This is a genomic window from Candidatus Pelagibacter sp. PS_34 (assembly GCF_059417845.1).
The window spans coordinates 1254610-1276271 of the sequence record NZ_CM182068.1; the positions used below are offsets into that span (position 1 = coordinate 1254610).

At 28.6% G+C, this 21662-nt stretch carries 21 protein-coding genes; 18 read left to right on the forward strand and 3 right to left on the reverse strand.

What is annotated here, in order from left to right:
- The first annotated feature begins 30 nt into the window (after positions 1-30).
- Positions 31-633 carry an RdgB/HAM1 family non-canonical purine NTP pyrophosphatase gene (gene rdgB, locus AC5SL3_RS06750; RefSeq protein WP_494578075.1) on the forward strand — a complete coding sequence of 201 codons (603 nt, stop codon included), beginning with the start codon at positions 31-33 and terminating at the stop codon, positions 631-633.
- Here the strand turns inward: rdgB and AC5SL3_RS06755 are convergent.
- Positions 617-1768: an ABC transporter substrate-binding protein gene (locus AC5SL3_RS06755; RefSeq protein WP_494578077.1), complete on the reverse strand. Its 1152-nt coding sequence runs from the start codon at positions 1766-1768 to the stop codon at positions 617-619. The two genes, rdgB and AC5SL3_RS06755, sit on opposite strands and share 17 nt — an antisense overlap.
- Before the next feature lie 32 nt (positions 1769-1800).
- On the opposite strand from AC5SL3_RS06755, the gene rsmI reads away from it, so the two are divergent.
- Positions 1801-2664 (forward strand): 16S rRNA (cytidine(1402)-2'-O)-methyltransferase, encoded by an 864-nt coding sequence (gene rsmI, locus AC5SL3_RS06760; protein ID WP_494578079.1) that lies wholly within the window; start codon positions 1801-1803, stop codon positions 2662-2664.
- Entirely contained in the window at positions 2654-3247 is a 594-nt protein-coding gene (locus AC5SL3_RS06765; protein ID WP_494578081.1) for a BON domain-containing protein, read from the forward strand. Before rsmI ends, AC5SL3_RS06765 begins: the two co-directional genes overlap by 11 nt.
- On the opposite strand, the gene AC5SL3_RS06770 is transcribed toward AC5SL3_RS06765, so the two are convergent.
- Positions 3244-5532 (reverse strand): NADP-dependent malic enzyme, encoded by a 2289-nt coding sequence (locus AC5SL3_RS06770; RefSeq protein WP_494578083.1) that lies wholly within the window; start codon positions 5530-5532, stop codon positions 3244-3246. The genes AC5SL3_RS06765 and AC5SL3_RS06770 overlap by 4 nt on opposite strands.
- A 50-nt stretch (positions 5533-5582) precedes the next feature.
- On the opposite strand from AC5SL3_RS06770, the gene murJ reads away from it, so the two are divergent.
- From murJ to AC5SL3_RS06790, 4 genes are read left to right on the forward strand one after another with little or no spacing between them, the layout of a single operon-like run.
- On the forward strand, positions 5583-7109 hold the full coding sequence (gene murJ / locus AC5SL3_RS06775; RefSeq protein ID WP_494578085.1) for a murein biosynthesis integral membrane protein MurJ: 1527 nt from the start codon (positions 5583-5585) through the stop codon (positions 7107-7109).
- A gap of 1 nt (position 7110) precedes the next feature.
- Entirely contained in the window at positions 7111-8112 is a 1002-nt protein-coding gene (gene trpS, locus AC5SL3_RS06780) for a tryptophan--tRNA ligase (protein ID WP_494578087.1), read from the forward strand.
- A gap of 53 nt (positions 8113-8165) precedes the next feature.
- The gene (locus AC5SL3_RS06785) at positions 8166-8708 is read left to right on the forward strand and encodes a NifU family protein (RefSeq protein ID WP_494576907.1); all 543 of its coding nucleotides are present in this window, start codon (positions 8166-8168) and stop codon (positions 8706-8708) included.
- A gap of 2 nt (positions 8709-8710) precedes the next feature.
- Positions 8711-9826: a glucosaminidase domain-containing protein gene (locus AC5SL3_RS06790; protein WP_494578089.1), complete on the forward strand. Its 1116-nt coding sequence runs from the start codon at positions 8711-8713 to the stop codon at positions 9824-9826.
- On the opposite strand, the gene AC5SL3_RS06795 is transcribed toward AC5SL3_RS06790, so the two are convergent.
- Entirely contained in the window at positions 9823-10821 is a 999-nt protein-coding gene (locus tag AC5SL3_RS06795) for a polysaccharide deacetylase family protein (protein WP_494578090.1), read from the reverse strand. The two genes, AC5SL3_RS06790 and AC5SL3_RS06795, sit on opposite strands and share 4 nt — an antisense overlap.
- 7 nt (positions 10822-10828) lie before the next feature.
- Here AC5SL3_RS06795 and AC5SL3_RS06800 point away from each other — a divergent pair, with 7 nt between their 5' ends.
- The 11 genes from AC5SL3_RS06800 (at position 10829) to rpsO (ending at position 21643) form a co-directional block, all read left to right on the forward strand.
- Positions 10829-11215, forward strand: coding sequence for a peptidase M22 (locus tag AC5SL3_RS06800; RefSeq protein WP_006997526.1), 387 nt, complete (start codon positions 10829-10831; stop codon positions 11213-11215).
- 9 nt (positions 11216-11224) lie between these two features.
- On the forward strand, positions 11225-11635 hold the full coding sequence (locus AC5SL3_RS06805; RefSeq protein ID WP_006997525.1) for a Fur family transcriptional regulator: 411 nt from the start codon (positions 11225-11227) through the stop codon (positions 11633-11635).
- Positions 11613-12980 carry a tRNA (N6-isopentenyl adenosine(37)-C2)-methylthiotransferase MiaB gene (gene miaB / locus AC5SL3_RS06810; protein WP_020168990.1) on the forward strand — a complete coding sequence of 456 codons (1368 nt, stop codon included), beginning with the start codon at positions 11613-11615 and terminating at the stop codon, positions 12978-12980. The genes AC5SL3_RS06805 and miaB overlap by 23 nt, the downstream gene beginning before the upstream one ends.
- A gap of 2 nt (positions 12981-12982) precedes the next feature.
- Positions 12983-13984 carry a PhoH family protein gene (locus AC5SL3_RS06815; protein ID WP_494578093.1) on the forward strand — a complete coding sequence of 334 codons (1002 nt, stop codon included), beginning with the start codon at positions 12983-12985 and terminating at the stop codon, positions 13982-13984.
- Entirely contained in the window at positions 13977-14438 is a 462-nt protein-coding gene (ybeY, locus tag AC5SL3_RS06820) for an rRNA maturation RNase YbeY (RefSeq protein WP_271563952.1), read from the forward strand. The genes AC5SL3_RS06815 and ybeY overlap by 8 nt, the downstream gene beginning before the upstream one ends.
- Position 14439: 1 nt before the next feature.
- On the forward strand, positions 14440-15984 hold the full coding sequence (gene lnt, locus AC5SL3_RS06825) for an apolipoprotein N-acyltransferase (RefSeq protein ID WP_494578096.1): 1545 nt from the start codon (positions 14440-14442) through the stop codon (positions 15982-15984).
- A complete protein-coding gene (gene metK, locus AC5SL3_RS06830; protein WP_494578098.1) occupies positions 15977-17146 on the forward strand; it encodes a methionine adenosyltransferase in 1170 nt (389 codons plus the stop codon). The genes lnt and metK overlap by 8 nt, the downstream gene beginning before the upstream one ends.
- A 98-nt stretch (positions 17147-17244) precedes the next feature.
- Positions 17245-18798, forward strand: a complete 1554-nt coding sequence (nusA, locus tag AC5SL3_RS06835) for a transcription termination factor NusA (protein WP_026225039.1) — start codon at positions 17245-17247, stop codon at positions 18796-18798.
- 10 nt (positions 18799-18808) lie between these two features.
- Positions 18809-21013 carry a translation initiation factor IF-2 gene (infB, locus tag AC5SL3_RS06840; RefSeq protein WP_494578100.1) on the forward strand — a complete coding sequence of 735 codons (2205 nt, stop codon included), beginning with the start codon at positions 18809-18811 and terminating at the stop codon, positions 21011-21013.
- On the forward strand, positions 21013-21381 hold the full coding sequence (rbfA, locus tag AC5SL3_RS06845; RefSeq protein WP_006997517.1) for a 30S ribosome-binding factor RbfA: 369 nt from the start codon (positions 21013-21015) through the stop codon (positions 21379-21381). The genes infB and rbfA overlap by 1 nt, the downstream gene beginning before the upstream one ends.
- A gap of 13 nt (positions 21382-21394) precedes the next feature.
- The gene (rpsO, locus tag AC5SL3_RS06850; RefSeq protein WP_006997516.1) at positions 21395-21643 is read left to right on the forward strand and encodes a 30S ribosomal protein S15; all 249 of its coding nucleotides are present in this window, start codon (positions 21395-21397) and stop codon (positions 21641-21643) included.
- The last annotated feature ends 19 nt before the right edge of the window (positions 21644-21662 follow it).

The following is a 21662-nucleotide window of genomic DNA, read 5'->3' on the forward strand; positions in this document are numbered from 1 at the left end:
TTATATGGTATGAAATTTGATAATTGCTAGATGTTAAAGAATAAAATTATAAAATTGTTGATAGGCACTAATAATAAAGGAAAATTAAAAGAAATTAAGGATTTATTGCCTAAAAATGTTGAAATATACTCTCCACAGGACTTTAAAATAAAAAGCCCTCCTGAAAATGGCAAGACATTTAAGGAAAACTCTTTAATCAAAGCTAAATTTTTTTCTAAAAAATCAAAAATGACATGTCTGTCTGATGACTCAGGTTTAGAAATAGATATTTTAGATGGAGATCCTGGAATTTATTCAGCTAGATGGGGAGGTAAAAAAGGTGATTTTAAAAAAGCAATGTATAGAGTTTTTAAGGAGTTAGATAAAAAAGACAAAAATTGGCGAGAGAAAAAAATTAAGGCCAGGTTTATTTGTGCTCTAACCATTTATAATAAAAATAAAGAAATAATAAATTCTATTGGAAAGGTTGAGGGTTTTATTTCACCAGTTATAAAAGGTAAAAATGGTTTTGGTTATGATCCTATTTTCATACCACTTGGAAAAAAAATTACATTTGCTGAAATGAGAGCATCACAGAAATATAAAATAGATCATAGATTTAAAGCTTTTAAAAAAATTAAAAAACTTTTTTAAACTCTCCATCTTCAGCTTTATAAAAATTTAAAATATGATTAATTTTATTGTTTTTAATTTCAAAAACTCCAACCTTTCCTTTAAACAAAGTTTTTTTGGTAAACATTTTTTTATCAATAACAGATTCGTTTTGAAGAATTAAATAATATACAAGCCCAACCAAGTCATAACTTAAAAATGACAATTGGTTAGGGTATTGATTATATTTTTCAAAATATTCATTAGAAAATTCATCATAATTATCTTTATTTGCAGAGGGAAAATACAAGGGTTGTGAGCTTGTCTCTTTTAAAAGAGATTCATCAAACCATTGATTAAGAGTAATAAAATATTTTTCTTTAGGAGTTATATCCGTATAAAGCAGGGAAGTTGTTACACTTTTTAAACTTTCATCAAAATCAGAAATTACCACTGAGTCAAATTTTACACTACCAAGAGTATCTCTCTTTTTTAACCTTTCAATTAAGAGCTCTTTATTGCTTTGTTCCGATTTCTCTAGTCTATTTATTTCATCTTCAAGGTTTTGTTTTCTAATTTCATAACGTGTAATTTTTTCAATTTGTTTGGTAAGTTTAGTTGGGTCAGTATTATAAATATAATTTTCTAATATTTTTATTTTAGAATTAGAAATAGCTTTTTCAATTTCATTTTTAAAACTTATATCTGGAGTAAGAAAGATAGTTTTTTTTATTTCGTTTAATTCTATAAACTTCTTAATTGCATTTAGTTGTGAAGTTGCATTAATTCCAGCGTTAATAATGTTTTTAGAAAAATTATCATTTTTATTCGTTAGAGCCAAGAATGTTAATTCACTTAACTCACCTAGGTAAATTAGATTTTCGTTAAAAACTGGACCAACAACAATTTTTATTCCTGAATTAGCCAACTCTTTGGCTGCCACTAAAGTTACCTCAGGGTTTGATTGTGTATCTTTTGGTATAATCTCAATTGATGCATTGTTTATTGTGTTAATTGCAAGACGTGTAGATTTAATTATAGATTGTCCTATTTCAGAGTTCTTTCCAGTTAAAGGGACAAGAAGACCAATCCTAATTTTCTCATTTGCCAAGAGTGCTACTGGAGTAATTAAGAAACCAAAAGCTAAAAAAAGTATAATTTTAATAATTTTGTTCATTTTAATGTTATTATTATAACTATTATAATTTGATGATTCTACATACTGAAAATATAAATAATAAAGTTAAAAGTGGACTTTATATTGTATCTACTCCTATTGGGAATTTAAGCGACATCACTTTAAGAGCCCTAGAAGTATTAAAAAAATCGGATTATGTACTGTGTGAGGATACACGTATTTCAAAAAATTTATTAGAACGGTATGAAATTAAATCAAAACTTATTGCAAATCATAAATTTAATGAAAAAAAAAATTTATCGAAAGTAATTGATATTTTAAAATCAGGATCGGTCGTTTCTTTGATTTCTGACGCTGGAACTCCATCTATCTCAGATCCAGGAGCTATATTAGTCAATGAATGTGCTATTAACGAAATAGATATCTTTCCAATTCCAGGTGCGTCAGCTGTTTCTTCTGCAGTTTCCATAAGTGGATTTAATGAAAAATATTTTTTTTATGGTTTTTTTCCAGATAAAAATAGCAAATTAAAAGAAGATTTCGAAAGGCTTGCAAATTTAGAGGGCTGTATTGTTTTTTTTATTTCTCCACGAAAATTTAATAGATCGATAAAAGATTTAAAACGTTACTTTTCAAATAGAAAAATTTTGGTTTGTAGAGAAATGACGAAATTTTATGAGGAATATATAAGAACAGATGTGGAGACACTTGAACCATTTAAATCTGATCCCAAAGGAGAGTTAACAATTGTTATTTCTGAAAAGGTAAAAGAAAAAAATTCATCGATAATATTAAAAGAATCTGATAAAATAATTATTCAAAAATTAATTAAAAAACTAAGCATAAAAGATATTACAGATTTAATTAGCCAAAATACGAATGTATCAAAAAAAGAAATTTACAATTATTGTCTAAAAATAAAAAATGAAAAATAAAATATTTTTAATAAGTTTAATTTTTTTAATCTTAACAGGATGTGTTGGGATTAGCTCAAAAGGAGTTTTTGGAACAGGTGTTAGTATTGCGTTTGATCCAAGATCTTTAGGAACCCAAATAGACGATTCTGTGATGCAAAAAAGTTTAGGTGCAAGATTAGCCCTAAGAGACAAGAGCTATATCTTAGCTGTTAGCACAAAAGTTTTAGATGGAAAAATTTTTGTAACAGGAAAAGTAGATGATCCTGAAGAAAAACTTCAAATTACTAAACTTGCATGGGAAACAAAAGGTGTTAGGTCAGTTAAAAACGATATTAAAATAAAAGAAGATTTTAATTTTAAACAATCAGCTAAAGATTTGTTAATTACATCCCAACTTCGTACTGCTTTAATATTTAACAAAAAAATTAAAGCAACCAATTATCAAATTGATACTTATAAGAAAAAAATATTTATTTATGGGATTTCTTTAACCGCAGAAGAAAGAAAAAAAGTAATAAATGAAGCAAAAGAAATACTAGATGTAGAAGATGTTATTGCAAGTATTGTCTTGGTTGAAGATTTAAGAATTCAAAAAAATTAACTTTTTTTATAATCAATTACATCAGCAGAGTAGGCAGCTACTGATGCTAAATTTATGATTTCTGAAGTAGATGACCTTAAAGGAGCTATTTCAATGGGTTGACCCAATCCAATTAAAAGAGGGCCAATAACTTTTGTATCACCTAAGCTTTTCATCATTTTATAAGAGATAGCAGCACTGTGTTGGCCCGGCATTATTAATATATTTGCATTTCCTACAATACTTGAGAAAGGATATAATTCTTTGTATTCTTCATTTAAGGCAACATCTGGCTGCATGTCCCCATCAAAATCAAAATCTACATTTTTATCTTTTAAAATTTCAACAGCTTTTTTTATATGTTTAGTTCTACTTGTTAGAGGTTGACCAAAAGTAGAGTGAGAAACAAAAGCAACTTTTGGAACAAAGCCAAACATTTTAACTACTCTAGCTGATGAAATTGCAATTTCTGCAAGCTCCTCTGAACTTGGATATTCATTTACACTCGTGTCTCCAACAAAAATAGTTTTTCCTTTAGCAACAACCATATTTAATCCAAACATGATTTCACCTGGTCTAGCATCTACAACTTGTGTAACTTTATCAAAAGAAGCTCCAAATCTTCTAGTATTTCCAGTGACAGCACCATCTGCATCACCACAAGCAACCATACAAGATGCCCATACAACCCTATCATTTCTAACTAATCTATCACAATCTCTTTCCAAAAGACCTTTCTCTCTTTGCAATTTTTCAAATAAAAAGTTTACGTACTTCTCTCTTTTTGTTGTGTCTTCAGAATTAACTATTTCGATATCAAAATTTTTATTGTAGCCAATTTCTTTTATTCTTTCTTTAATTTTATTTTTTTTACCAATTAAAATTGGTGTACCTAATTTAGAATTTTTAAATGCAATTGCCGCCTTAAGAGTGTTTTCGTCTTCTCCATCCGCAAAAACAATTCTCTTTTGATTTTTTTTGATATGAGAGTTAATACCTTGCATAATAGTTACTGAGGGATCTAGCCTTTGTTTGAGTTGGTCTCTATAAGCCTCAAAATCTTTTATAGGTTTTTTTGCAACACCACTATCCATAGCAGCCTTTGCAACTGCTGCAGGAATTACACTAATCAGTCTTGGATCAAACGTGGATGGAATTATATAATCTTTTCCATATTTAGGACGATCTCCTCCCATTGCGGCAACAACTTCATCTGGAACATCTTCTCTTGCTAATTTTGCAATTGCGTTTGCAGCTGCAACCTTCATTTCTTCATTAATAGTTGTAGCTCTTACGTCTAATGCTCCTCTAAAAATATAAGGAAAACCAATTAAATTGTTTACTTGATTGGGATAATCAGATCTTCCAGTTGCAATAATGGCATCATCTCTAACTTCCATTATTTCTTCAGGTGTTATTTCAGGATCAGGGTTTGCGCAGGCAAAAATTATTGGGTTCTTAGCCATAGTTTTTACTAACTCTTTTTTCAAAGCTCCTTTGGCAGATAATCCTAAAAATACGTCAGCTCCATTTATAGCTTCTTCTAAAGTTCTTTTTTTAGTTTCTACTGCATGGGCAGATTTCCACTGGTCCATTCCCTCAGTTCTACCTCTATAGACCACTCCTTTACGGTCAAGCATGATTACATTTTCACCAGGTACGCCACTATTTTTAAATAAATTTGTACAAGCAATTGCTGATGCACCTGCTCCATTTACAACAACTTTAATGTCTTTTATTGATTTACCACTAATATCTAGAGCGTTAATTAATGCAGCTGTAGTTATAATTGCTGTTCCATGTTGATCATCATGAAAAACTGGAATATCTAAAATTTCCTTTAATTTTTCTTCAATTATAAAACAATCAGGAGATGCGATATCTTCTAAGTTAATACCACCAAAACTGCATGCAAAGTTTTTAATACTATTAATAATTTCATCGGAATCTTGAGAGTTAATTTCTAAGTCAATAGAATCTATATCAGCAAATCTTTTAAATAAAACTGCCTTTCCCTCCATGACAGGTTTAGATGCAAGTGCTCCTAAATTACCCATTCCTAAAATAGCTGATCCATTACTTATCACTGCAACTAAATTTCCTTTAGATGTATAATCGTACGCTGTCTCTGGATCGTCAGCGATTGCTTGAACTGGGACTGCAACACCAGGAGAATAAGCTAATGCCAAATCCCTCTTAGTTGTCATTGGTTTTGAAGAATTTATTTCTATTTTTCCTGGCTTATTTAAGCTGTGGAATTCTAGAGCTTCTTTATCAGTATAATGATCTATTTTAGTTTTTTTCATTTATGTTAATTAGATATACAAATGGAGCAAATTTAAGACTAATATGATTTATGAACCTTATTAAGTCAACAAGCACGTTTAGCTTTTTTACAATAATTAGTAGGTTACTGGGCTATTTAAGAGATATTTTAATAGCAGTATTCCTTGGAACTGGAATTTTGGCAGATGCTTTCTTTGTGGCGTTTAGAATTCCTAATACTTTTAGAAGATTATTTTCTGAAGGAACATTTAATGCAGCTTTTGTTCCAAGCTACTCATCATTATTGAATAATAAAAAAAAAGCACAAAACTTTGCTAATAGTATTTTTAATCTACTCACCCTAGGCCTAATAGTTTTAGTTCTGATTATAGAGATATTGATGCCTTTATTTGTTTATCTAATTGCACCAGGTTTTGAAGGCGATTATGAAAAAATGGAACTAGCTATAACCTTAACAAGAATTACTTTACCATTTTTAATTTTCATAAGTTTGGCATCATTTTTTTCTGCAATTTTAAATTCACATAATAAATTTGCAATAGCGTCCGCCGCTCCAATTATTTTAAATATACTTTTAATTGGAGTTTTGTTATTTGCAAAAATATTAGACGATAATCTTGTTTATTATTTATCTTATGCAGTAACCATTTCAGGTGTTGTACAATTTATTTTTCTATACTTTTTTGTAAAAAAAAATTTTTCACCTAAGATTAAATTTAAAATTAACATTGATAAAAAAATTAAAAACTTTTTTAAAAAACTGTTACCTAGTATTTTTTCATCAGGTGTTACTCAAATAAATATTTTAGTAGGAACAATTATTGCATCTTTTCAAGCTGGTGCGGTTTCATATCTTTATTATGCTGATAGAGTTTATCAAATAAATTTAGCCATTGCTGGAATTGCAATTGGTACAGTTATTTTACCCCAACTATCCAAATATGTTAAAAGTCAAAATAAAAATAAAATAAATTTAATTCAAAATAAAGCTTTAGAACTTAGTCTATTCCTGAGTATCCCAGCGACAGTTGCATTATTAATTGCCTCAGAAGAGATTATTTCTTCATTATTTGGCTATGGTTCCTTTGATGAGTTAAGTGTTAAGAATTCAGCAAAAGCGCTATTTTATTTTGCAATTGGTTTGCCTGCTTTTTCATTAATAAAAGTTTTTTCGACATTTTTTTTTGCGAGACATAATACAAAAATACCATTTTATATTTCATTATTATCTGTTTTATTAAATATATTTATAAGTGTTATCTTTTTTAAACAAATTGGTTTTATAATCATACCAATCGCAACTACCATTTCATCTTGGTTTAATGCATTGCTATTGTTTATCTTTTTAAAAAAAGAAAGTTTTTTCAATTTTAATCTTATCTTTATAGATAGATTAATTAAAATTTTAACAACATCAGTGATTATGGGAATATTTTTTAATTATATAATTTATTTTTTTAATAATGAATTGTCCTATCAAGAAAATTTTAAAGTGATCTATTTGCTGGGTGCTGTTATTGCTGGTCTTATATTTTATTTCTTCGTTGCAGTTTTAATCAAGGCTTTTAAAAGAACAGATATTAATTTAAACTATTGATATGATTAAAAAAATTTTTTCTGGAGTACAACCTACTGGTAACCTACATTTAGGAAACTATCTTGGAGCAATTAAAAATTTTGTAAAACTCCAAAATGAAAAAGAAAATGAGTGTATTTTTTGTGTAGTTGACCTTCATGCAATTACGGTAAAACAAGATCCTAAGGAACTAAAAAAGAATATAAGAGAAACTGCAGCAACATTTATTGCAAGTGGAATAGATCCTAACAAAAGTATAATTTTTAATCAATCAATGGTTCCAGCTCACTCTGAAGCTGCATGGATATTAAGTTGTGTTTCAAGAATTGGTTGGCTTAATAGAATGACTCAGTTTAAGGAAAAAGCTGGAAAAGATAAGGAAAAAGCTAGCATTGGGCTTTACTCCTATCCTGTATTAATGGCTGCTGATATCCTGCTGTATGACGCAACCCATGTTCCTGTTGGTGATGATCAAAAACAACACTTAGAACTTTGTAGAGATATAGCACAAAAATTTAATAACGATTTTAATGCAACAGATTTTTTAAAAGTTCCAGAGCCCTTAATACAGAAAGAGTTTTCTAGAATAATGAGTCTTAAAGATGGTTTAAAAAAAATGAGCAAATCAGATCCTTCAGATTTGAGCAGAATTAATCTTACAGATAATAACGAAGAGATATTAAATAAAATTAAAAAAGCAAAAACGGATCCTTTGCCACTTCCTTCAGATATTAAAGATTTAAACGAAAGACCAGAAGCTGAAAATTTATTAGGAATTTATTCAAGTTTAAAAAATCAAAATTTAGAAAAATCTATTATCGAATTTAAAGGAAAAAATTTTTCAGAGTTTAAGGAAAAGTTATCAGAGACTTTAATTGAAACAATTGATCCAATTTCAAAAGAAATAAAAAAATTATTAAATGATGAAAGTTATTTAGATAAAATTCTTTTAGAAGGCGCAAATAAAGCTAATAAAATTGCTTCAAAAAAAATAAAAGAAATTAAAGATTTAGTAGGTTTTTAATAAGATTATATTAATTAGTTTAAATTTTCTCAGTAATCACTATATATAAAAAGATGTTTATTCAAACTGAAGTAACGCCAAACCCTAATTCACTAAAGTTTTTGCCTGGAAAAACAGTTTCCAATAATGGCTCATTTGAAGTGATAAAAAAAGAAGAAACAGATAACGAATTAGTAAGAAATATTTTATCAATTAATGGGGTAACAGGCGTATTTTTAGGAGAAGATTTTATATCTATAAATAAAAATGAAGAAGTAATTTGGGAAGATATTAAACATATAGCTATTTCACTGATTAATGATTTTTATTCTACAGGAAAAGAATTTGTAATTGCCAATGAGTTACTTGGAGAAAAAAAAGAGGAACACACTGAAATCGAAAAGCAAATTATAAGTATCTTAGAATCAAAGATTAGACCTGCTGTTGCAAAAGATGGTGGTGATATTAAATTTAAAGAATTTAAAGATGGAATTGTTAAGGTAGAATTGCAAGGAAGCTGTTCTGGCTGTCCCAGCTCGACAATGACCTTAAAACAAGGAGTGCAAAATCTTTTGTGTCACTATTTGCCTGAGGTTAAAGAAGTGGTTGCAATATAGTTATGAGAAAAAAAATAATTATTAGAAAAAAACTTACATCGTTTTTTGAAACTGCAAAAGATTTAAAAAAAAAAAATAAACTAAAAGCACAAAAAAGTGGACTAGATAATCTTTCAAGAACTTTTTTATCAAGTTTAATCATTATATCAATTTTTTTTATAGCTCCATTAGTCATTAATCTTACAAAAGAAAAAATGATATTTTCTAAGGACTATGAAAATAATTCAAAGAATAATTTAAAAAAATTATTAGAAAATAAAACAACAAAACTAGATGAGCAATTAAATAAAAAGTTTTTATATGAAGATGTTTTAACATTCGATGAGCAGCCATCAGAAGCCATACTATTAAGTGCTGCAACAATTGAAGAACTTTTTAAATCAACAGATTATAATTTAAAAGATGTTAGAGAAAATAAATTAGTAAAGCCTATAAATTTAGATCTATTACCAAAAGAAATTGGAAAAATAGAAAATACTAAAAAAAGAAAAGACTTATTCATTCAGATAATTTTGCCTTTAATCATTGATGAAAACAATAGTATTAAACTAGATAGAATAAAGCTCTTTAGTATTTTAAATAAAAGCAAAAACACAAAGACAGAACAAGAGTGGTTAAACATAAAATTTAAACAATATGGAGTTGTAAATAAAGATTTATCAACATTGAAAATTAGAATGGATGAAGTGCCTGTTTCAATGGCAATTGCACAAGCTGCAAAGGAAACTGGTTGGGGAACATCAAGGTTTGCTCAAGAGGGAAATGCATTGTTTGGTCAGTGGACGTGGAGTGGTAAAGGAATAAAACCAGCCGATGCAGAAGATGACAGTACACATAAAGTTATGAGATTTAAGGTTTTGCAGGCGTCCGTAAAAGCTTATCAAAGAAATTTAAACACACACTCGTCTTATAAAGATTTCAGAAGTGCAAGAGCAGAATTGAGAGATGAAGGAAAAGAATTAGACAGCATGTTTCTTACTGAATACTTAGACAAATATGCAGAGACTGGAAAAGAGTATGTTAAAATTTTACAACAAATTATTAGACAAAATGATTTAACAGATTTTGATGATGCAAAGTTATTACCATCTAGCAAAGATTTAGAAAGTTTAATTTAATTTTGATTCACTGAAAATTGAACGCCGAACCATCTCCATATTCCATCATCATTAAGTGAACAATTAACTCTACCTCTTCTGAATGTAAATTTTTCTCTAAAATTTATGTTTAGTATATTTTTATTAAAAGTAATATTTGACCTATCCCATCCACTACCTTCATCAGAGAAACAATTAATATTTTCTATATTTTTTTGATTTTCAAAAAATTCAACAGATAGTTTTGGTGGATTGTTATTGATAATATACTTGTCTTCAGGGTTTAAAGATTTGTACTGAAGTGGACCAAGATTAATTAAAAATTTGAATCTTTCTAAGTCACCATATTTCTCATTAATTGGGAATCTGGGTAATTCATGGGGATCTTTATTAATATCAATGACACCAGAATGTTGTCCAAAAGCAAAATCAAAATTTTTGGAAATAAAATCTTTAATAGTTTTGCTATACTCACCAAATGGGTATGAAAAAAAAATTGGGTTATAACCTAAGTTCTGATTAAAAATTTCAATTGAAGTATTAATATCAGCCAAAAAATTTTTCGTTTCTAGATCAACTAGGTAATTATGAGAATGTGAATGATTGCCAATGTAAGCATATGGCTCTTTTTCTACTTCTTGTATTTGTTGCCAACTCATATAGCCAGTTTTACCTACGGTTTCAGTTGAAACAAATAAAATAAAAGGAATTTTCTCTCTTTTCAAATATGGCCACGCAATTTTATAAAAAGATAAGAACGCATCATCTACAGTGATAAGTATTTCTTTTTTATTTTTTGGAAAATTAAATTCTTTTTGTAAATATTGTGGATCAAAAAATTTATAATTTGAGGTATTGATTATAGACATTTGTTCTTTGAAAATATCCATTTGTACATTTGTTGAAGGATACTTATTTTCATCAAATCGGTGATACATCAAAGAAAGAATGCCACTATCTTCAGAATAATATTTGATATTATTTTCTTCTGCTTTAGAATTGATAGCAAATAACATTATTATAATGAAAAATTTAATAGTAGATGCCACAAGAGATAAAATTTTTTTAACACTCATAGTTAGTGAAAATATTTATACTTGTACTCATGAAAATAGTAAAATTAATTTTGAAAAATTAATGATCTTAATTAATGATTTTTTAAAGGTAAATTCCTCTACTTTAGATCAAATTGATATTATTTATGTTAATAGAGGACCTGGTAGTTTTGCAGGAATTAGAAATTCATTAGCGACAATTAAAGCTTTATTTCTAACAAAAAAAATCAATTATTATTGTTTTAGTTTTGAAGATTTTAAAGGATTTAAAGAAGTTAAGTATGAAGAAGTCCCTAGTTTATGTGAAAAATTTAAAATTAAAAAGAATTTGATTAATCCTATTTATTTAAGTTAAAATTAAAAAATGTCAGAAAATATTGAACAAAAATGTTTAGCTAAAGGAGTTAAACTAACGGATCAAAGAAAAATTATCGCAAAAGTAATGTCAGAGTCTAATGACCATCCAGATGTAGATGAACTATATAATAGAGTTTCAAAGATTGATCCAAAAATAAGTATTGCCACAGTATATAGAACAGTAAAACTTTTTGAGGAGTCTGGAATTTTAGCTAAACATGATTTTAAAGGAGGCAAAGCTAGATACGAGGAATTAAATGAAGGACATCATGATCATTTAATTGATGTTAAATCAGGAGAAATTATTGAATTTGTGGATGAAGAGATAGAAAAGCTACAAGAAAAAATTGCTGATAAATACGGTTATCGATTGGTTGATCACAAATTAGAATTATATGGGGTTAAAAAAAAATCCTAACACAATGTTAAAAAAAATTTTTATTAAAACTTTCGGTTGTCAAATGAATGAATACGATTCAAATCGTATATTTGATACTGTAAAAAAAATAGGCTTTGAAAAAACTGAAAAATATGAGGATGCAAATTGTTATCTTTTAAACACCTGTCATATTCGTGATAAAGCAAAAGAAAAGGTTTACCATGAAATAGGAAGAGTCAAAAAAATTTTTAGAGAGAAAAAAAAACCAATTGTAATTGTTGCTGGTTGTGTCGCTCAAGCTGAAAATCAAGAAATGTTAAAAAGAGAACCTTATATTGATATTGTAATTGGTCCACAGTCTTACCATAAAATAAATGAGGCAATATTAAATCATTTAAAAAACAAAAAAAAAGAGGAAGAAACAGAATTTGATACAATTTCTAAATTTAATTATTTAAGTCAGATTAAAAATAAAGACAGTAAAGTCTCTTCATTTTTAACAATCCAAGAAGGTTGTGATAAATTCTGTCATTTTTGTGTAGTGCCTTATACTCGTGGACCAGAATACTCCAGGCCTTTTGACCAAATCATAAATGAAGCAAAAGAATTGGTTCAAAGTGGTGCAAAAGAAATTATCTTGTTAGGTCAAAATGTAAACGCATACAGTTATGATGAGGAAGGTAAAGAATATAGACTATCAGATTTGCTAATCAAACTTGATAGCTTTGATAAACTTGAAAGAATTCGATACACAACATCTCATCCTAAGGATATGACAGATGATTTGATTAACGTTTATAAGACATCATCTAAACTGATGCCTCTTGTACATTTACCAGTACAAAGTGGATCAAATAAAATTTTAAATCTAATGAATAGAAAACACACCATTGAAGAATACCTGCTAGTTTATGAAAAACTTAGGAAAATTAACCCAAAAATTGAGTTTTCTAGTGACTTTATTATTGGATACCCAGAAGAAGATGAGCAAGATTTTAAAATGACAATGGAACTAATTGAAAAAATAAAATTTATCAACTCTTATTCGTTTATTTTTAGCCCAAGACCAGGAACCGTTGCTGCAAATTTAACACTCGTGGATCAAAAAAAATCTAAACAAAGATTAGAGATAATTCAGGAGAAATTATTTAATAACCAAATACAAAAAAATAAATCTCTAGAAAATAAAATTTTAAATGTTCTAGTAGAAAATAAAATGAAAGACGGGATTAAGTTATTTGGAAGAACAGAATATATGACATCAGTAATTTTTGATGGCAATATAGAAAATATTGGAAAACTTGTGCAAGTCGAAATAACAAGTAGTAATCAAAATAGTCTTTTTGGAAAATTAACTGAAAGCTCTAAAAAAAAGGTAGCTTAAAATTGAATAATACAGTTTCAAAAAAAATTAATTCAACATTAAAATTTGTATACTCTGATAATAACTCTTTAAGCGTTATCTTTCATGATAATGATTTATTAATGGGAGTTGTTGGTGAGTTTAATGAAAATTTAAAAGAACTTGAAAAAATTACTAATACAAATCTTTATTCAAGGGGAAATTCTATTTTAATAAAATCAACCTCAGAACAAAACGAAATTACAAAAAATGCTATTCAATTTCTTGCAAATCAATTTATTAATAATGGCAGTATTGAGAAAAAAGATATAATCTCATCTATAGATAAATTTATGATTGAAGAAAAAGTAAAAAATCAAAATGTTTCTGACATAATTAAAACACCAAAAAAATCTGTTATCCCTAGATCAGAGAGGCAAAAAGAATATGTTAGAGCTTTAAGACAAAGTGATATTGTCATATCCGCAGGCCCTGCAGGGACAGGTAAAACTTTTTTAGCAGTAGCAGTTGGATTAACTATGTTGCTTGATAAAAAGATTGAAAGAATTATTCTATCAAGACCAGCAGTAGAAGCTGGTGAGAGACTTGGTTTTTTACCAGGAGATATGAAGGAGAAAGTAGATCCTTATTTAAGGCCTCTATATGATTCTCTCTATGATTTATTTGATTTTGAAAAAATACAGAGAATGATTGAAATTGGTGATATTGAAATAGCACCACTTGCTTTCATGAGAGGAAGAACGTTAAAGAATTCTTTTGCAATTTTAGATGAAGCCCAAAATGCAACAGATACTCAAATTAAGATGTTTTTAACACGTATAGGTGAGAATTCTAAAATTGTTATAAATGGTGATCCTTCTCAAATAGATTTACCAAATAAAAACATGTCAGGCCTAAGTAGATCTAAGAAATTACTTGGACACTTAAAAGAAATTTCAGTTGTAGATTTTGATCATTCAGATGTGGTGAGACATCCTTTGGTATCTAAGATTGTAAAAGCGTACTCTGACCAAGAAAATGATTAAAATTGATGTAGTTTCGGAGTGCACTCTCTGGAGCAAAAAAATCAAAAGAAATAAAACTTTTTTTAATTCTATTCTAAAATTTTTTCCAAAAAAGTATAAATTTATAGGTAAAAAAATAAATCTTACAATTTTACTTTCAAATAATAAGAATATTAAAAAGCTAAATAAAGATTTTAGAAATAAAAATAAACCTACAGATGTATTATCATTTCCATTTGAAAAAAAATTTAACCCAAAAAAATCAAATTATCTTGGTGATATAGTAATTAGCTATGAGTTTATGAATAAACCAAAAAATATAAGCATTTTAGAGTTTAAACAAAAAGTCATTAAAATTTTTATTCATGGATTTCTTCATTTATTAGGACACGATCATATAAAACTAAAAGACTTTAAAAAAATGATTAAAGAAGAAGATTTAATTTATAAATTCATTAAAACAAAAGTTGCTTAACTTGCTTAAAAAAAATTTTTTAAATATATTATATGTATTTTTTTTAGGTGCGATCAGCTCTTACAGCTTGCCACCTTATAATTATTTTATAATTAATTTTTTTACTTTTTCGTTATTCTTTATTTTTCTTTTTACACAAAAAAAAACTAATCAAAATAATAAGTCTTTCTTTAAATATGGATGGTTTTTTGGTTTTGGTTATTTTTTATGTAGTTTATATTGGATTGCAATTTCATTAACTTTTGATGAAAGCTTTAAATTTTTAATACCAATAGCTATAATTTTATTTCCTGCTTTTCTTGCATTATTTTATGGATTTATAACTTATTTGTTTTCTGTTTTTTATTCTAGAGATGTTGTTAGTACATTTTTTATTTTTTCAATTTTATTTGGATCTATTGAATTTATTAGAGGGTCCATTCTTACTGGTTTTCCATGGAATTTAATTGCTTTTAGTTTTTCAGAAAGTATTTATTTTATTCAAATTCTTTCAGTAATTGGGACTTATTCTTTCAATTTAATTTGTATATCTTTGTTTACTGTTCCAGCTGTATTTATCTTAAGAAAAACCAGAAAAGAAATTATTGTCTTTTTTTTCTTTATAATAATTTCTGTAGGTTTTTTAGTTTTTGGCAATTTAAAATATAATCAATTTAATACTATAGCTGATATTAAAAATAATTTTACAATAAGAGCTGTATCACCCAATATTAGTTTAGATCGATTTTATTCAAAGCAGGATGAATTAAAGATAATACAAGAATTAATTACCTTGAGTAATCCAGAAAAAAAAGAGCCAATGATTTTTTTATGGCCTGAAGGAATTATTCCAGACAGTTATTTAAGAGATATGGATATATATAAGGAATTATTTTCAAATAGCTTTTCGAGTGATGATTTAATTATCATGGGTTTAAATAGTATAAAGACTGAAAATAGTGAAAATTTATTTTTTAATTCAATGGCGATTTTTAACAATAAATTGGATTTAATTCATAGTTATAACAAAATTAATTTAGTGCCATTTGGAGAGTTTACTCCATTTGAATCATTTCTTGGTTTAATAGGACTTAAAACAGTAACCAATGATTACCAATCTTTTTCAAAAGGTGAGAACCAAAAAGCACTTTTAATAAAAAATGACAAGATAGAATTAAAATTACTTCCCTTAATTTGTTATGAAATTATTTATTCAAATAGACTATTTAAAGACAAAAATTTTGATTATATAATTAATATTTCAGAAGACGGGTGGTTTGGAAATTCTATTGGCCCAAAGCAACATTTTGCACACAGTATCTTTAGATCAATTGAAAGTGGAAAATATGTAATTAGATCAGCAAACAATGGAATATCTGCCATTGTTAATCCAATAGGTATTATAGAAAAAAAAGTTGAGTTTGGCACTACTGGATATGTTGATTTTAAAGAGAGTAAAATCCTTAAATCTACACCTTATATGAATTATGGGGATAAGATATTTTTTATACTTATTTTATTATATATTTTTTTAATTTTTTCATTTAAGAAAATTACACATGAGTAATTTAAAAAATTTTTTATTTACAAGCGAGTCTGTTTCTGAAGGACATCCAGACAAAGTGTCAGATCGTATTTCTGATATGGTTGTGGATAGCTTTCTTTCAGGTGATCCTTTTTCAAGAGTAGCATGTGAAACTTTAACCACTACAAATAAAGTTGTTTTAGCTGGAGAAGTAAGAGGACCGAGCATCAAAGAAGAAGATCTTATTCAAAAAGTAAGAGAATGCATTAAGGATATTGGGTACGATCAAGATGGTTTTTCTTGGAGAGAAGCTACAAAAATAGAAAGCCACCTTCACGCACAATCTGCTGATATAGCCATGGGTGTGGACTCATCAAGTAATAAAGATGAGGGAGCAGGTGACCAAGGAATAATGTTTGGTTATGCCTGTAACGAAACTGAAGAATTAATGCCAGCACCAATTCATTATTCTCATAAGATTTTGAGATTAATGGCGGAAGATCGAAAATCTGGAAAATTAAAAAATATTGAGCCAGATTCAAAAAGTCAAGTCACGTTTGAGTATGTAGATGGAAAACCAACCAAAGTAAAATCAGTTGTTATATCTTCACAACACTCAGCAGATGTAGATCAAGCAAAAGTTAGAGAATTATTAAAACCTTATTTATTAAAATCAATTCCAGAAAAGTTTTTGAAAGATTTTAATGAAGAGGAATTATATATAAATCCAACTGGAAATTTTGTAATTGGTGGCCCAGATGGTGATTGTGGTTTAACAGGTAGAAAAATTATTGTAGATACTTATGGTGGAGCAGCACCTCATGGTGGAGGAGCTTTCTCTGGTAAAGATCCAACTAAAGTTGATAGATCAGCTGCTTATGCAGCAAGATATATTGCTAAAAACATTGTTGCATCTAACATTGCTGAAAAATGTTTAATTCAACTAGCATACGCAATTGGAGTTTCTAAACCTTTATCAATTTATGTAGATTTATTTGATAATGATTTAGAAAAAAATAAATTTGTAACAGAAAAGATCTCAGAAAATTTTGATTTAAGCCCAAGAGGTATAAGAGAAATGCTTGGCTTAAATAAACCTATTTATGAAAAAACAGCAGCTTATGGTCATTTTGGAAGAGTGCCTGAAGCTAACGGCTCATTTTCATGGGAAAAAACTGATAAAAAAGACGTTTTTTCTAAATAGTTGCTATTGAATTAAAAAAAAATCTTTATATATTGCCCTTACATTATTGAAATTACAGAATGGGCTTTAGCCCATTTTTTTTTGGAGCTAATAAACTTATGTTAAATAGAAGATCAGATAAATTAGAATTATTAAGAATTGCTGAAGCAGTTGCTTTAGAAAAGTCTATAGATAAAGAATTAATTATAGATTCCATGGAAACTGGAATTGCAAAAGCTGCCAAATCAAAATTTGGACAGGACAATGAAATTAAAGTTTTAATAGACAGAGAAAGTGGTGATATTGGAATTTTCAGAAAATTAATTGTTGTAGAAAAGCCAGAAAATACAAATACAGAAATTAATCTTCAAGATGCAATCATTTTAAATGAAGTCAACAAAGATAAAAAAATTGGTGACGAAATTTTACAACCGCTTCCCTCTTTTGATTTCGGAAGAATAGCTGCGCAAACAGCAAAACAAGTTATTAGTTTTAATGTAAGAGAAGCAGAACGTGAAAGACAATACAATGATTTTATAGATAAAAAAGACTCAATTCTAAGTGGAATTGTTAAACGTCTAGAGTTTGGAAATGTGATAGTTGATTTAGGTAGAACTGAAGCAATTATTCAAAAAAATGAAATGATCCCTAGAGAAAACATTAAAGCTGGAGATAGAGTTAAAGCTTACTGTTATGATGTTAAAAGAGAAGCTAGAGGACAACAAATATTTTTATCAAGAGCACATCCAAAATTTATGGAAAAATTATTTGTTCAAGAGGTTCCTGAAATTTATGATGGTTTAATTGAAATTAAATCATCAGCAAGAGATCCTGGAAGTAGAGCAAAAATCTGTGTTAAAGCAGTTGATACTTCATTAGATCCAGTAGGAGCTTGTGTTGGAATGAGAGGATCAAGAGTCCAAGCAGTGGTTAACGAATTACAAGGTGAAAAAATTGATATTGTTAATTGGTCTGAAGATCCAGCAATAGTAGTTTCAAATGCATTGTCACCGGCTGAAGTTCAAAGAGTGAACGTTGATAGTGTTGCAAAAAAATTAGATGTAATTTTAACAGAAGAAAATTTAAGTAAAGCAATCGGTCGTAGAGGTCAAAACGTAAGACTTGCTACTAAATTATTAAATTACGAAATTAATATAATGACTGACGCAGAAGATTCAGAAAGAAGACAATCTGAATTTAAAGAAAAAACTGAAAACTTTGTTAAAAATTTAGAGCTGGATGAAACATTAGGACAATTACTTGTTGCTGAAGGTTTTTCTTCAATCTCAGATATTAAAGATAGTTCACCAGAAAATTTAATGAAAATTGAAGGTATAGAGGAAGACACTGCCAAGGCTTTGATTGAAAGAGCAAAAGAGTTTTACCAAAAAGATCAAGAAGATATTACTCAAAGAATTAAAGATTTGGGACTTCAAGATGATCTTATAAATCACAAAGGACTGACCCCTGGAATGTTAGTTACTTTAGGAGAGCAAAAGATTTTAAAATTAGAAGATTTTGCAGACCTTGCCTCTGATGAATTAACAGGTGGTTATGATGTTGTGAAAGGTGAAAGAATTAAGATTCAAGGATACCTTGAAGATTTTGCTTTATCAAAAACAGAAGCGGATGAATTAATTATGTCTGCAAGAAGCATAATTTACAAAGATTGAGTAATGAAATATGGAAAACAAAAAAACAAAATTAACACTGTCTGGCATAGCCAAGAAATCGATAGAGAATATAGAGTTAGCAAAAACTCAAAGTAAAAATTCCGTTGTAATTGAAAAAAAGCCCAGCAAATTCGCACCTAGAAGTAACTTTACTAGACCTGCTAGTGTTAGGTCAAAACCAGCAGTATCAACAACAAGTAGTTTCCCTCCAAGAACCACATCAGCACCTAAACCGGCTTCTCCAATAACTAATGATTATGAAAAACGTAAGTTAGCTGAACAAAGAGCAACTAGAAGATTGAAAGGGGATACAGGTAAACCTGAAACTAAAAAAAGAGAATTAAAATTAACAGTATCAAGAGCTTTAAGTGATGAGATTGAAGCAAGATCAAGAAGTATGGCTTCGCTTAAAAGAGCAAAATTAAAAGAAAATAGAGAACTTACTAAAGAGGAAATTCAAGAAAGCTTAAAGCCTGTAAAAAGAGATGTAAATATTCCTGAAGCAATAACAGTGAGAGAACTATCTAACAGAATGGCTGAGCAATCAAGCAATGTAATCAAACATTTATTTGGAATGGGTGTTACGGTTACTATCAATCAAACATTAGCTGCAGATACTGCTGAATACTTAGTAAAAGAATTTGGCCACAATCCGATTAGAGAAACAAAAGCAGAAGAAATTATTCAAAAAATAAAAGAGTCTAGATCTGAAAATTTAAAGAATAGACCACCAATCGTAACTGTGATGGGCCACGTCGATCATGGAAAGACCTCGGTATTGGATGTTTTAAGAAGTGCGAATGTTGTCTCTGGTGAATTTGGTGGAATAACACAACACATTGGAGCTTACCAAATACAACATGAATCTAATAAACTGACTTTTATTGATACACCAGGTCATGCTGCATTTACAGAAATGAGAGCTAGAGGATCAAAATTAACAGACGTTGTAGTATTAGTAGTTGCTGCGGATGATGGTGTTAAACCTCAAACAATTGAATCTATAAAACATGCAAAAGCTGCGAACGTTCCAATAGTTGTAGCAATTAACAAGTGTGATCTACCTGAGGCAGATCCACAAAAAATAAAGAACCAACTTTTAGAATACGAACTTATTGCAGAAGATCTATCGGGAGATACTTTAATGGTTGAAATTTCTGCAAAAAATAAAAAAAATTTAGATAAGTTAGTAGAGTCGATTGTTCTACAAGCAGAAATTTTAGACTTAAAAACTGACTTTGAATCTAAAGCTACAGGAATTGTTTTAGAATCTAAAATTGATATTGGCAGAGGAGCTGTTGCAACAGTTGTGGTTACATCTGGAACAATTAAAAAAGGTGATTTCTTTGTTAGTGGATTAAAATGGGGAAAAGTAAGAGCTTTAATTAATGATAAAGGAGAAAATGTTAATGAAGCACCACCATCAATGCCAGTTGAAATTCTTGGAATTAATGGAGCGGCTAAATCTGGAGATGATTTTATTGTACTAGATTCAGAAAAAGAGGCAAAAACATTAAGTCATAATAGAGCAGAAGAAAGCAAAACTGGTGGAAGTCCTTTAACTTTTGCTACTCAAGACTCAGCTTTTGCTGATAAGTCAGCTGCAGAATTAAATATTATCGTAAAATCAGATGTTCATGGATCTGCAGAGGCAATCAAAAGTGCAATTAATCAAATTACCCATGATGAAGTAAAACCTAAAATAATTTTATCTGATATTGGAATGGTAACAGAAACAGATGTAACTTTAGCAAAAGCATCTAACGCTGCACTAATCGCATTCAATGTTAAACCAAGTAAGGAAGCAAAAAAATTAGCAGAAAATGAAAAAATTGTAATCTCTTCTTATAATATTATTTATGAAGTTTTGGATTATATTAAATTAAGAATGTCAGGACTTCTTGCTCCAGATGTTCAGGAAAAAATTATTGGTACAGCTCAAATTTTAGAAATTTTTAAAGTTTCAGGTACAGGAAAAGTTGCAGGCTCAAAAGTAACTGAAGGTGAAATAACTAGTGGCGCAAGTGCTAGGGTAGTAAGAGATGGAGCAATTATTTATACGGGTAAAATAAGTACTATTTTTAGAGAAAAAGATCAGGCAAAACAGGTTAGTAATGGCCAAGAGTGTGGAATAACGCTTAAGGACTTTATCGATTTCCAGAAAAACGATACAATAGAGGCCTTTAGTACGACTACAACGGATAGAACAGTATAATGGCTGATAGAATAGGAAAACCAGTATCACAGAGACAATTGCGTGTTGGAGAGATGATTAGGCAATCTTTAGGCATGATTTTTGCCAGAAATGAAGCTAAGGTCCCAAATTTAGAAACTAACACTATAACGGTTACTGAAGTAAAAATGAGTCAAGACCTTAAAATTGCAAAAGCTTACGTATTACCATTAGGTGGTAAAGATTCGGAGTTAGTTATTAAAAAATTAAAAGAATATTCTTTCTTAATTAGAAAAGCTTTATCTAAAAAAATAATTATGAAATATTTACCAAAAATACTTTTTGCTAAAGACGACTCATTTGAGTACGCAGAAAAAATAGAAAACTTAATAAAACAAACAAATAAATAGGAAAATAAATAGTATGACGAAAAAAGCAGAAGAATTAAAAATGCACGAGAAGGACACTGGTTCTTCAGAAGTACAAATTGCATTATTAACAGGAAAAATTGAAACTCTTTCAGCACACATTAAACAATTCAAAAAAGATAAACACTCTTCAGTTGGATTATTAAGAGCAGTAAATAGAAGAAAAAAATTGTTAGAATATTTAAAGAAAAATAAATTTGATTCTTACAAAAATGTATTAACTCAATTAAATTTAAGAAAATAGACAGAAGGAAACGGAAAAT

Bases quoted from the DNA above. Each gene is read 5' to 3' on its own strand.
- rdgB (WP_494578075.1), top strand. From the start codon at position 31: ATGTTAAAGAATAAAATTATAAAATTGTTGATAGGCACTAATAATAAA.
- AC5SL3_RS06755 (WP_494578077.1), bottom strand. From the start codon at position 1,768: ATGAACAAAATTATTAAAATTATACTTTTTTTAGCTTTTGGTTTCTTA.
- rsmI (WP_494578079.1), top strand. From the start codon at position 1,801: ATGATTCTACATACTGAAAATATAAATAATAAAGTTAAAAGTGGACTT.
- AC5SL3_RS06765 (WP_494578081.1), top strand. From the start codon at position 2,654: ATGAAAAATAAAATATTTTTAATAAGTTTAATTTTTTTAATCTTAACA.
- AC5SL3_RS06770 (WP_494578083.1), bottom strand. From the start codon at position 5,532: ATGAAAAAAACTAAAATAGATCATTATACTGATAAAGAAGCTCTAGAA.
- murJ (WP_494578085.1), top strand. From the start codon at position 5,583: ATGAACCTTATTAAGTCAACAAGCACGTTTAGCTTTTTTACAATAATT.
- trpS (WP_494578087.1), top strand. From the start codon at position 7,111: ATGATTAAAAAAATTTTTTCTGGAGTACAACCTACTGGTAACCTACAT.
- AC5SL3_RS06785 (WP_494576907.1), top strand. From the start codon at position 8,166: ATGTTTATTCAAACTGAAGTAACGCCAAACCCTAATTCACTAAAGTTT.
- AC5SL3_RS06790 (WP_494578089.1), top strand. From the start codon at position 8,711: ATGAGAAAAAAAATAATTATTAGAAAAAAACTTACATCGTTTTTTGAA.
- AC5SL3_RS06795 (WP_494578090.1), bottom strand. From the start codon at position 10,821: ATGTTATTTGCTATCAATTCTAAAGCAGAAGAAAATAATATCAAATAT.
- AC5SL3_RS06800 (WP_006997526.1), top strand. From the start codon at position 10,829: ATGAAAAATTTAATAGTAGATGCCACAAGAGATAAAATTTTTTTAACA.
- AC5SL3_RS06805 (WP_006997525.1), top strand. From the start codon at position 11,225: ATGTCAGAAAATATTGAACAAAAATGTTTAGCTAAAGGAGTTAAACTA.
- miaB (WP_020168990.1), top strand. From the start codon at position 11,613: ATGGGGTTAAAAAAAAATCCTAACACAATGTTAAAAAAAATTTTTATT.
- ybeY (WP_271563952.1), top strand. From the start codon at position 13,977: ATGATTAAAATTGATGTAGTTTCGGAGTGCACTCTCTGGAGCAAAAAA.
- metK (WP_494578098.1), top strand. From the start codon at position 15,977: ATGAGTAATTTAAAAAATTTTTTATTTACAAGCGAGTCTGTTTCTGAA.
- nusA (WP_026225039.1), top strand. From the start codon at position 17,245: ATGTTAAATAGAAGATCAGATAAATTAGAATTATTAAGAATTGCTGAA.
- infB (WP_494578100.1), top strand. From the start codon at position 18,809: ATGGAAAACAAAAAAACAAAATTAACACTGTCTGGCATAGCCAAGAAA.
- rbfA (WP_006997517.1), top strand. From the start codon at position 21,013: ATGGCTGATAGAATAGGAAAACCAGTATCACAGAGACAATTGCGTGTT.
- rpsO (WP_006997516.1), top strand. From the start codon at position 21,395: ATGACGAAAAAAGCAGAAGAATTAAAAATGCACGAGAAGGACACTGGT.